This window comes from Spirosoma flavum (assembly GCF_042686045.1).
In the GTDB taxonomy this organism is placed as follows: Bacteria; Bacteroidota; Bacteroidia; order Cytophagales; family Spirosomataceae; genus Spirosoma; species Spirosoma flavum.
In genome coordinates, this window is the sequence record NZ_JBHUOM010000023.1 from 504524 (window position 1) to 516577 (window position 12054).

At 48.1% G+C, this 12054-nt stretch carries 11 protein-coding genes; 5 read left to right on the forward strand and 6 right to left on the reverse strand.

The window, feature by feature from the left end:
* Window positions 1–5 precede the first annotated feature (5 nt).
* On the forward strand, window positions 6–1232 hold the full coding sequence (locus ACFS25_RS22840) for an ABC transporter permease (protein WP_381505617.1): 1227 nt from the start codon (window positions 6–8) through the stop codon (window positions 1230–1232).
* 18 nt (window positions 1233–1250) lie between these two features.
* On the opposite strand, the gene ACFS25_RS22845 is transcribed toward ACFS25_RS22840, so the two are convergent.
* Window positions 1251–2084, reverse strand: coding sequence for an SdiA-regulated domain-containing protein (locus tag ACFS25_RS22845; protein WP_381505619.1), 834 nt, complete (start codon window positions 2082–2084; stop codon window positions 1251–1253).
* A gap of 192 nt (window positions 2085–2276) precedes the next feature.
* Between ACFS25_RS22845 and ACFS25_RS22850 the strand changes: the two genes are divergently transcribed.
* From ACFS25_RS22850 to ACFS25_RS22865, 4 genes are all read left to right on the forward strand, one after another.
* Window positions 2277–2630, forward strand: coding sequence for a DUF3244 domain-containing protein (locus ACFS25_RS22850; RefSeq protein WP_381505621.1), 354 nt, complete (start codon window positions 2277–2279; stop codon window positions 2628–2630).
* 100 nt (window positions 2631–2730) lie between these two features.
* Window positions 2731–3864: a sensor histidine kinase gene (locus tag ACFS25_RS22855; RefSeq protein ID WP_381505623.1), complete on the forward strand. Its 1134-nt coding sequence runs from the start codon at window positions 2731–2733 to the stop codon at window positions 3862–3864.
* 106 nt (window positions 3865–3970) lie between these two features.
* Complete coding sequence (locus ACFS25_RS22860) at window positions 3971–4750, forward strand: LytR/AlgR family response regulator transcription factor (protein WP_381505625.1); 780 nt, start codon at window positions 3971–3973, stop codon at window positions 4748–4750.
* A 177-nt stretch (window positions 4751–4927) separates the two neighbouring features.
* Entirely contained in the window at window positions 4928–6244 is a 1317-nt protein-coding gene (locus tag ACFS25_RS22865; RefSeq protein ID WP_381505628.1) for a gluconate:H+ symporter, read from the forward strand.
* A gap of 50 nt (window positions 6245–6294) precedes the next feature.
* Here ACFS25_RS22865 and ACFS25_RS22870 read toward each other — a convergent pair whose 3' ends face one another.
* From ACFS25_RS22870 to ACFS25_RS22890, 5 genes are all read right to left on the reverse strand, one after another.
* Entirely contained in the window at window positions 6295–7581 is a 1287-nt protein-coding gene (locus tag ACFS25_RS22870) for a DUF5690 family protein (protein WP_381507059.1), read from the reverse strand.
* Between the two features lie 168 nt (window positions 7582–7749).
* On the reverse strand, window positions 7750–8304 hold the full coding sequence (locus ACFS25_RS22875; protein ID WP_381505630.1) for an HD domain-containing protein: 555 nt from the start codon (window positions 8302–8304) through the stop codon (window positions 7750–7752).
* A gap of 70 nt (window positions 8305–8374) precedes the next feature.
* Complete coding sequence (locus tag ACFS25_RS22880) at window positions 8375–9295, reverse strand: metallophosphoesterase family protein (RefSeq protein ID WP_381505632.1); 921 nt, start codon at window positions 9293–9295, stop codon at window positions 8375–8377.
* Between the two features lie 37 nt (window positions 9296–9332).
* Complete coding sequence (locus ACFS25_RS22885; RefSeq protein ID WP_381505634.1) at window positions 9333–10415, reverse strand: alkaline phosphatase family protein; 1083 nt, start codon at window positions 10413–10415, stop codon at window positions 9333–9335.
* 56 nt (window positions 10416–10471) lie between these two features.
* The gene (locus ACFS25_RS22890; protein WP_381505636.1) at window positions 10472–12043 is read right to left on the reverse strand and encodes a SusD/RagB family nutrient-binding outer membrane lipoprotein; all 1572 of its coding nucleotides are present in this window, start codon (window positions 12041–12043) and stop codon (window positions 10472–10474) included.
* Window positions 12044–12054 lie beyond the last annotated feature (11 nt).

The window sequence follows — 12054 nt, forward strand, 5'->3', positions numbered from 1 at the left end:
TGATTTTGAACGTTCCTGTTTTTTTAGCCAGAAAAGTCCGTCACGCACCTGAGGGCAGCTTTTCAGCCACCGTTACGCGCGTTGGCATAGCCAGCATTGCCCTCGGGTTGGCTATTCTAATTATAGCATTTGCGGTCTTGTTTGGCTACAAGCGGGCAATTGAGCAGAAAATTTTTCAGTTTGGTGCACATTTGCAGGTTAGCAAGTTTACCAACAATGCTTCCTACGAACAAACGGCGCTGCCGCTCAACACAAAGCTTTACCTCGACAGCACCCGAACTCTGGGCGTGCGGCATATTCAGGCAGTAGCCCTGAAAGCTGGCATTCTGAAAACATCCGAAGAGTTAACGGGTGTGATTCTAAAGGGTGTGGGTCGGGATTACGATTGGAATCTGTTTCGAGGGTCACTTATAGCCGGAAAGGTACCCATTGTTGGGGCCGATACGGGTTCCGGCTCTACGGAACTGCTGCTTAGTCAACTCATGGCTAACCAGTTAAACGTGACCGTTGGTGAGTCTATCCCCCTGTATTTTCTGGGTAACCCGCCACGAGCCCGCAAAATGACAGTGGTCGGTATTTACGAAACGGGCCTGGAAGAAGTCGATAAAACGATTGCACTGGGCGACATCCGGCTTGTGCAACGACTGAACCACTGGGGACCCGATTCGGTAGGGAGCTATGAGATTTTCGTAAATGATTTCGATCAATTGAAATCCGCAGCCGATAATGTTTTTGCCGTCATGACGCCCAATATGCGCCTGACCCGAGTAACGGACCAGTACCGCCCCCTCTTCGACTGGATGTTGTTGCTCGACCGCAATATGGTCATCCTGCTAACCCTCATTACGTTTGTTGCCTCATTTAATATGGTATCGGTACTGCTGGTGCTGATGATGGAACGAACACCAATGATCGGTCTTCTGAAAGCCCTCGGCGGCACTAACTCGTTCATCCGGCGCATGTTCGTGTTTGTCGGAATGAATATGGTTGGCTGGGGTCTGCTTATCGGTAACGTAGTAGGGCTGTCTGTTTGCTTCGTGCAGGAACGCTTCAAACTGATTCCCCTCGACCCAAAAAACTACTTTATCAGCTATGTCCCGATTGCTTGGGATTGGCCGACAATTCTGGCGTTGAACGTTGCCACCCTTGTACTGATTGGACTGGTACTCTGGTTATCCACCATCATTATCAATCGGATTCAGCCAATAAAGGCGCTGGCGTTCAAAAAGTAATTGGTCCGCACGGGTGGCTTATTTCTGATACGTAAACTTCAGGATATAACCTTTTTTTCCAGCGCCTTCGCTGGAAATATATAAATCACCGTTTGGGGCGAAACAAATGCCTTCAGGCTGGCGAAACTGCTTCGGATCGAGTGGCACAGAGTAGATAATTTTGGCTTGTCGATTCGTGATGAGCAGGCGTTTTCCAGTCGAGGTCAGCATGTACCACTCCCCCGTTATTGGATGCACGGCAATACCCGACGGTTTGTACGTTTTCGGGTCGATGCCCGCGCCGTCAAGTTGCTCATCAGTCAGGCTCATGTCTTTGTAGACGGCCCGGTTCAGCAAATCGAACGAATAAACAGCTTTATCACTCAATCCTTTCCCGTCTTTGACGGCAATGAGAAGCCGTTTAGTTTTAGGATCATAGCCCAACCCTTCTACTTCAGTTTTCTTGGGCAAATCGGTATTGGTTTTCTTAATCTGTGTTGATTCGGGTTCAAATTGAAAAAGTGTCCCGTTGCTTTGGAGTACGTAAACCTGTCCCTCAACATATTCGATACCTTCAAAGTCGCCGTAGCCCCCAAAGCCAAAATCCTTCACTACGTTTCCTGTTTTCGTATCGAACACATAGACAACGGCCTCTTCGTCCTGAACGCAAAGGAGTTTATCGTTTTTATAATACGTCAGGCCCGATATTTCTTTTAATTCTTTGGGCAGCGTATAATTTTTATCGGGGGTAGCCAGCCGGTAGGGAAGTGAAAAATCTGCCGCAAGCGTTCCGGCTTCAGTTTTTTCGGTTTTTTTCGACGAGGGTCCACATCCCGCCAGAAGCAGCATAACTCCAATAAAAAGACGATTCATAAACGAACAGGTTTTTAACAAATGTAAGCAGTTGATTTTGAGCCATATGTGTACTAGCTAGAGTATACACACTCATCCCCTTGAAAACCAGACTCATACTGCAAAAAATGGCATTCGGCAAGGTTTAATTTAGGATGCGTTGTCAAGGATACACCTTTGTTCCAGTCAAACGAAATAAAAACTAAATAAGCCATGAAAAATGTATTCATTCTGATGCTGGGATTGGTAGCCGGAACCGCATCATTCGCTCGAACAGTTGACCATAAAACACCCGAAACGTCTCTTTCCATCACCAGTGATCAGAGGATCAAACTTGTTGTTGGCCAGGAGAATAACACCGCTACGGTTACCCTTCGCGACACCGAAGGCCATGTCTTATATAATTCCAACGTCAGTCTCCGTAACGGACTGTTGCAAACATTTAACATTAACGAACTTAGCGCGGGTACTTATCAATTGGCCGTTGCCATTGGCAGTGACGTAGTTGTCAAAACATTTGTGATTGACGACCAGCCCGCTCAGAAGTTAGTAGCCTTTCGTTCATAAACCTAATTGCGTCATTCAGATTCCCGAAACCGGCATTCCGCCGGTTTCTTTTTTGCTCCAAACTAAGAATAAGTATTTTTGTTTGTAAACCCTACGTACCATGACTTACCGCCTGACGACTTCGCAAAAGTGGCAACTTGCCCTTAGCGTGTTCGTTATTTATTGGCCCATTCGTTTATATGTCAATATATCGTCGCTGGGTTGGTTATTAATGGTCCGAAATGTGCCCTTCTGGATACTGGAAACGATTCTGACCGTTCTATTTTTCTATGCCTGGCTCACTGTAACGGAATGGCTTCAACAACGACTTTTTAACATCTTCGGCGAAGGATTTCTGATTGAATTCAGAATACCGGCCCAGTTAGCAACCTTGGTAATTGCCAGTGCCCTGGCGCTGGTGTTTAATTTTGCGTTTTTTATGATCTGGCGTGGTTTAGATACCGCAATAGAGCACCGCTTTGGCATTAATCGAGAACAGGAAGTCCATCCGCAACGCCCTGCCATGACGCCCGCCATTCTGGAAGAACGGCGCAAACGGGGTGATCAGCGCCGACGGGTGAATAACGGATTAACCGTTATGGCTATGCTGTCGGCCTTTTATCTGGCAGCCAACCGCCGGGCTTACCGGGAATTGGAGGTCGTGCAGGTGCGGGCCGAACGGTTAGAGAAAGAGAATGTTCAGGCCCAGTTTGCAGCACTCAAAAGCCAGGTAAACCCGCATTTTCTGTTCAATAGTCTCAGCATATTATCATCATTGGTACATGCCGATGCTGAGTTGTCCGAAAAATTTATAGACCAGTTATCGCGGGCATACCGCTATATTCTGGAACAGAAAGACAATGAACGGGTACTGCTCAAAACCGAACTTGAGTTTATTCAGGCGTATCGATTTTTACTTAATATCCGCTTCGAGAACAAATTTGACGTGGTTATTAATGTGCCCGAAGCCGATCAGACGCGATATAGCATTGCTCCGTTAACCCTGCAGTTGTTAGTGGAAAATGCAGTAAAGCATAATCGAATGTCGGTGAAAGAACCCTTGAAAGTTCATATTCAGATTGATGAGGATTGCTTAATTGTCAAGAACAATCTACAACTCCGGCCGCAGTCAGAAACATCAACGGGCATGGGCCTACAAAACATAATTACCCGTTATGGGCTGCTCACCGACCGACCCGTTTGGGTTGGCGAGACTGAAGGTAATTTTGTCATAAAAATTCCATTACTCACGTAAAGATCGCCTATGTGCTGCTGGAGCGGAGCCAGTTGCTTAGGCGAACCCAATTGCTTATTTACTCCGCTCCGGTAACTTATCTGCACATTTACTATTCTGTCAAAATATGAACGTAGTCATCATCGAAGACGAAAACCTGACTGCTAAACGGCTCGAAAGTTTACTTCATAAATATGACCCGGCCATCACAGTGCTGGCTCGAATTCCGTCAGTATCCGAAGCAGTAGCGTGGTTTGATGAATCAGCCCGTCCTGCTGTTGATTTGGTATTTATGGATATCCACCTCGAAGACGATCTGGGGTTCCGTATTTTCGAGCAAACACAACTCACCACGCCAGTTATTTTCACAACGGCGTATGATGAATACATGATTCAGGCGTTCAAGGTCAATAGTATTGATTACCTGCTCAAACCCATAAATTATGATGAGTTAGTGGCGGCTATCGAAAAATTCAAATCGTTGAAAAAACAATTTGGGCAACCTGCCTCAACCTCCCATGATATTGAAACGCTCCTGAACCTGATTGGCAAATCGAACCAGACCGACTACAAAGAACGGTTCATGATTACGGTCGGCACTAAAATCCGCAGCATTGAAACCGGCGATATTGCCTATTTTTATCTGGAAGAAAAAGTCGTCTTTTTGGTTACGAAAGAAGGTCTGGTACTACCTGTTGATTATAGCTTAGACAAACTTACACAACTACTGAATCCCCGGCAGTTTTTCCGAATTAGTCGTCAGTTTCTGGTATCGCTGCCCGCTATCCAAACCATACATACATTTTCGGCAGGTAAACTCAAACTCGACATGACGCCCAAATCACGCCAGGAGGTCTTTGTTAGTGGCGACCGGATGACGGAATTTAAAGACTGGCTGGGCAAATAAAAAGGCGACAAACTGAAGTTTGTGGTGACAGGTTCTGAAACTTGTCGGTTACTTCCCCCAATGCAATAACCGTCGGGATTTATTGAGCCAGGAGTGAGTACTGAGGCCGACGCATTGTCAGACACGGTAGGCCCGTTCTAAGTCCGCCTTTGCCAGATAGCTATCTACTCTTTGTTCATGCCCTTAACTAGTACGTTCCTCGGCATTCTGGTCCTCATTGGGCTTATTTCCTTCGTCCGTCTGCACGCTTTTTTGGCTTTTCTAGCCGTTTCAGTAGGCGTTGGTCTGGCTCTGGGACTGCAACCATTAGCAGTTTTAGAGGCTATTCAGAAAGGCATTGGTGGTACGCTGGGGTCCATTACCGCTATCATTGCTCTGGGTGCGATGTTGGGCAAGTTAGTAGCCCAAAGTGGTGCGGCTCAGCGAATTGCCGTCAACATCATGACGTTGGTTGGCACTAAAAACGCTCGATGGGCCTTTTTGGTAACAGGTTTCATTGTTGGTTTACCGCTCTTTTATTCCGTGGGATTTATGTTGCTGACCCCGTTGGTCATTACGGTTGCCTACCGATATAAGTTGCCCGCACTCTACATTGGACTGCCCATGCTGGCGTCGTTATCGGTCACGCAAGGTTATCTGCCACCCCACCCGGCCCCATTAGCGATTCTGAAACAATTCAATGCCGATATGGGCTTGACACTCTTTTACGGTATCATCGTTTCAATTCCAGCCATTCTCATATCGGGTGCGTTATTTGGGTCTACCTTGAAACGCTATACCACATTACCCAACCCCGCATTCATTGCCCCCGACTTACCAGACGACCAAATGCCATCGGCAACGGTGAGCTTCCTGACCGTTTTACTACCGATTCTGCTAATTGGCTTCAGCACCCTATTTGGCCCCTTACTGCCCGCTGGTTCGGTTAGTCAGCAAATCCTACTCTTCATAGGTGAACCCGTTGTGAGCATGTTCTGTGCAGTTATGGTGGCAACGATCACGCTGGGTCTTCGACTGGGAAAATCTATGCCGACTGTTACCGCTCTGCTGGCCGATTCGGTTAAAGATGTTGCTATGCTGTTGCTGATCTTTGGTGGCGCGGGTGCGCTGAAGCAAGTACTAACGGATGGCGGAGTGAACCAGGCCGTTGCCGATTTGATGCATAATTCTTCCCTGCACCCCTACGTGCTGGCTTGGGGTATGGCGGCCCTTATTCGCGTATGCGTGGGTTCATCAACGGTTTCGGGAATAACCACCGCCGGATTTGTGGCTCCGTTACTAACAGCTTCGGGTGTAGAACCCAATTTGATGGTATTAAGTATTGGAGCTGGCAGCATGATGTTTTCTCACGTTAACGACACGGGTTTCTGGCTGTTTCGGGAATATTTTCAACTCTCAATGGCCGATACACTTAAAACGTGGTCGGTGATGGAAACGCTGGTTTCGGTGTCTGGTTTAGGCGGAGTGATGGCCCTTAATTGGGTACTAGGGTAGTCTTATTTAACCCGTAATAATGATCGGAGATAACCAGCACTTGTGCACTATCAAGCTAGGCTTTCCTGTCTTTGGACTACACGCTGTACCTGAAACCGTTTTCTAAAATAGATAAACGACGCGATCACCAGTACGCCATAAACTACCGACAATATATAGGCTCCACCCATAAAAAACTCCCGGTAGCTAATATCAGCGTGCCCGAAATTCTTGTAGATCAATACGGCCACACTCCCCAGATAGCCGTACCAGTCGGCCAGTGTTACAATAAATCCCACTGTACTCACGTACCGGAACGAAGCAATTAGTCGCTCAAAATAGAGGCCGTTGCAGGGTACATAGGCCATATATAACCCTAAGCCCGTTAGCAGAAACCAGTTACCGGGCGAAATCATACCGTTTGAATAGGCGTATGTACTTACCCCCACCAGTGTTCCACCCGCCAGCATCAGACCATTAAGCAGAGCGAAGGCCCGGAAATTATCGGTTACGCGTTGAAGCAATGCCATGACAATAAGAATACCGAGGGCTACCAGCGTTTCAGTTTTGGCAAAAATGCCGGGGTTCTGAACACCCGCATCTTTCAGAATTTCGGGACCAAAATTATCGCGGAAGTCCCGGAAAGCGGATAATAACACGTAAGAAGCGATGAGCAAAACCAGACCCGGTCTGAAGTTTCGCACAAAGGCCCGACGTTCGGCTCCGTCCATCGGCTTGCGTTCGGTACGGAGGGCGCGGTCTTCATCGGTAGGCGGGGGCAGCAGCGTTAGCGCATAAAGCGACACGAGCATCGGCAGCACAAATAAACTACCCGTCACGAAGGGTAACCAGAATTCAGACACGCCCCAATCAGCCCGAATAGTCAGCGCAACCGTTTTGACAAAGCCCGATGCAAAAATAAAGGAGGCCGTCAAACCCGCGACGAGCCCATCTGTCTGCCGACGCCCTTCCAGAAAGCCAAGCATGGTCCCATAAATCAGTCCAAGCGGCAGTCCGTTCAGAAACAGAAAAATAATATTATACGGAGCGGGTACGAGCGCAAAGCCAAGAAGTGCCAACAAAGCCACGGCGACAAAAAACAAGATATTGATGGCTCGCCGACTCGGTGACATCTCGGAAACGACTTTGATACCAATACCTTTAGACATGGCATACCCAAACACCTGGGCCGTAACAAGCCATATTTTATAACTAATTCCGGCAAACGCCATACCTTCAAACGTGACCGCCGTAATGCCTTTGCGGAAAGCATACATACAGGCATAGGTGCAAAATGCAGCCGTTGCCCCAAAGAGCATGAACGCGGTCGGATTTCGGAGAAAGGCGGGTGAGCGCATGGGTTTTGTCATTCTGGCAAAGCTAACATAAACTACTTCTCTTCCTGCTGCCTTAAGGGATACGAATCGGCTGAACTATTTGCTCGTGTAGCCAACCGGACAAAGACGTGAAAAGAGAAAATAGGCAGGTCAAATGAGATTATGTTTCAGTGTTAATAGAAATGCGTTTTAATCCACTCGATCCGCGTTTCTTTCCACAATTGACAGATAATAAGCTATATCTGGCGTTAACAAGCCGGGAATTTTCGCTTGCTCATCCCACGCCCGAAGTTGCAGAATGCCCTTAAAATACGGGTTAGTCTCAAAGGCGGTGGCTTCTCCAACTGTCATGGGTCCACCCTGAAACTCCAGTGTTTTTAGGCTTGCCTCCGACAATCGGGCAAAGTAGCCGGGATTTTTAAACACCAAATAGCGTTTTGCATTAACATGGTTTTCAATCAGTTGCGCCACTTTTTCCGAGAATCCCCGCTCACGCAGGAAGTCTGCTCCCAATCGCTCGTGGTCAACGGTTCCGTAGCCATCCATGTAGCCCCCAGCCAGTTCGGGGGGGAGCAAATGACCGATGTCGTGCAGAAAAGCTGCTACAATCGTATCCTGGTCGGCCCCAGCGTTCTCGGCTAACTGGGCACATTGGAGAGCATGTTCGAGTTGCGTTATGGGTTCACCGAAATAAGCGTCGTCACCGCTTTGAGCAAAAAGCTTGGCAATTGCACTTGTTGTCATCTGTAGCACAGGAGGGGCTTCTGGGGGTAAATTTTGATTAACCAACCAAAGGTGGGCTTGATACCCAGTATTACATATAGGACAGATACGTCCGTTCGATGCTTCCGTCGTCGTATAAATCAATCAGCGCGTACCCGGCTTTCGTTTGCTGGTAAACATCGCTTTTCCACCAGTTTCCACTAACGGCTCCATTGCACAAGTACGTAACACCGTTATAATCAACCCGGTCGAGCAGATGCATATGGCCGCTCAGGGCCGCTTTCACGTTCGGATACTGGTAAAAAAGTTTAATCAACTCGGGCGTATTGGAAAGTACCAGAGCTGCCGGAATTGTCCAGTTGCCTTCCTTAACATTCGTCTCACTGAAAAATCCGGTTGGGCTGAAGATCGGAATGTGCGACATCACTAAAATGGGCGTTTTTGAACCAGTTTTGGCTAAATCAGCTTTCAGCCAGTCCATCTGCTCCGGGTCAATATAGCCGGTATACCATTTACCGTCGGGCTTGGGCTGTACGCTATCGAGAATGATAAAATGCCAGCCATTTTTATCGAAACTACGGTACCGACCGCTAATTTTCATCTGGTCAACGGCCCATTTTTTGCCATACATCGGCTCACTTTTGGCATTCTCAAAGCCCCAAATGTCGTGATTGCCAATACAGTATTCTATCGGCAGTGAGTTATTGGCTTTTACAATTCCATTCCAGGCATCCCATTGTTTCTGAACATCATCACGATCCTTCGCCAGCGCGTCCATAATTACATCGCCACCATGCAGGATAAAAGCGGGTTTGTCGGCATGATTCTGCGCATGATGAAAACATTTGGCAACGCTTTCCATCGGCTTGCTATCTGGCGTAATATGCGTATCACCCAGGTAAGCAAAGCGAATAGACCGTTTTCGGACGGCTGATGCCGGGGTAATCAAGCCGTCGGAAGCGGGCAAAAAGGGCAGTAAGGCGGCTGATTTGAGAAGGTTTCTGCGGTTCATTACTTGAATAAGGGCTAAACGTGATAAAACAAACTAGTCAGCGGGTAGCGTCGATGATGGTATCAATCGGCGCACCAACTGGATGATCACTTTTAAAATCGAATCCCAGCAACCGTGCGAGCGTTGCCGCTATCTGGTTCTGGAACAGCACTGGCCCACCGGCCTGCTCACCTGTTGCCCGAATACCCGGTCCCATAGCAGCTATCCATATCTGGTAAGAGTCGGCGGTTTTTGTGCCGTGATCTTTCCAGCGGGCTTTGGGCGTGTGCCCCCGGCCATGATCGGTAGTGACTAAGATCGCCGTTTTGCCAGCATACTGGGGCATTTTTTGAACTAGTTGCCACAAATCGGCTAGGTAACTATCAATTGACTTCACCATTCGAAGATGATCGTAGTAACGCCCGGCATGAGCCAGTTCGTCGGTTTCATCAAACGACAGAAACAAGATACGAGGCTGTTTTTGCTTTACGTACTGGCGGGCCGAAAAATACGTCAGAAAATCAGCCCGCACACCATCGCCAAAATCCCGTGGGTATAAGGTGGTCATGTCACTCAACACCGAATCGGCAGACGTAACGGGTCGAGTAGGTTCATTCGCCGAATTAGCCGGAATGCCGCTACGGTGCTCATTAACAGCGGCTTCAATAACATCCCATGACGAAAATACGGCGACTTTCCCGGCCAAGCCCGGTTGCTGATTCAAAAACTCCAACACCGTTGTATTTGGATTGTCGATTTTATCGTTCGACTTAATTCGGTCATCGGCATAACCACTAAGAATTTCATTATAACCAGGGTAGCTGAACCAGTGCGGATTCGACACGTTGACTCGGTTGCCCTGTTGCCGATTGCCGTAGAGTTGCCCCTGCTGCCCAATCATATTCCACAGAAAGGGCATAATTCTTTTTCGGCGTTCGGTTGTTGTAGCGGCCCAAAACTGCTTACGGGCACTGGCCGTATCGCGACTGTATGCTGGGTCGAAAAGCAGCGTTGAGTCGGCTCCGTTAAAAACCTCTTGCCAACGAACGCCATCGAGCGTCACTAAAATCAAATTTTGAGCGGGTTGAGCCAGAGCCGAACCACCCATTAAAACGCTAAACCATAAGCAGAGTAGTCGCATATATTACCAAAGGGCCGGTACAATTAATAAAATTGTACCGGCCTGAAATTAGTGAATTACTTTAGCAACCACATGGCGGCATTAATGTCGTCGCTGCCACCAAATTGGCTCGCGATAGCGGCTGTGTTGTTGGTCGTATTGTATGACCGCTCCGTTGACGGATACTGCCACCGCACCGGAATCCGCTGACTGTTACCCGTTCCGGGACCCAATAAAAACGTTGGCGTCCCCGTCCGACGTTGATTGTAGAAAGCCTCCATACCCGAATTCTGCGCAAACGCCAGGTACTTCTGCGTCAGAATCTGCTTCTGCCCTTCGGCGGTACTACCCGCGTATTTTACGGTTGGCTGCGCATAATAATCCGCAAAACTGACGTTCACGGTGTAGGTGTTGAACACTTTATAGCCACCGTCAGCCGAGAAGTAAACGGTATTAGCGCCCTCCGTCAGCCCGTAAAGACTCCACGATGCCTGAATGCCTTTTTTGTAATAATCTTCAGCACTGCCTGTCGACCAGCCCCGGTTGATGCCTTCGGCAATGGTAAACTGCAACTCAGGATAACCGACTATAATGTATGGCTCGGCGGTGTAGGTGCTATAATAATGTTTGCGATTCTGAAACGAATATACTCCCTGATTGGCCTCCGACGACATAAGGGCCAAATCTTCGCCAGACGATGCGCCTACAAACGCGGCAAAGTCGGTTGGCTTAGCACCAGCTTTTATCTGAGCACCGGCAGGTTCGGCCACAACGAATGTGCGGGGATCTTTCAGGCTCGTCAGTGTACCAAGATACGTAGCGGCCATGTTCTCCCGGGTGGCATTCTGACCGAAATTATCCGGGTTGCGGGCATACTTGTTGAAGGTGCTATTGTACACATATTGCAGGTTATCGTCCATCGAAGCCATCACCGGATATTTAGTCGGATTAGAAAGGACATCGGCGAAACGCGCTTTCACGTTCAAATCCGTATCGGCTTCTTTTTTACTTAAACTTATCAGCACCCGCAGTTTAAACGTGTTCACAACTTTCTGCCACTTTGCCAGACTATTACCGAGATAAATATCGCCCGTCAGGTTATTATCACTTTTGGCAATGAGCGCAGTCAGGTCAGCATTGGAAGCGTCGAGCCATGTGAGAACTTGTACATAAACCTCTTTTTGGGTGTTGTATTTGGGCGTTTGGTTATCTAATCCCTGCAAGGCATCCGTCAACGGAATATCGCCTAAACGCTTGGTCATGTTCTCGAAAAAGAACGCCCGAAAAAACTTCCCTAAAGCTGAATAGGCGTTCACATCGGGCAGACCGGCCTTTTTAGCTTCCTGCTCCATTTTCACCACGTTTTTCAGTGTTGTGTAGGATAGGCCCGTTGAGGTCCAGGCATAATCGTTGGTAGCGTAGTAGTTATAATTGCTGGCATAGAACTGATTGTATCGTTGCGAATCGTTCCAGGCACCGCCCCCAGCCACACTATACATGTCGTTTAATACCCCGTTGAATACCAGCGAAGCAGGTGCGCTGGTTGGCCGGTTCGGGTCTTGTTCAAGTTCATCGAATGGCTTTTCGCAGCCCGACAGCGTCAGACCAAGAGCCGTAAGAGAGAGTATAAAAAGTTTATTGAGTTTCATAAATGATATAG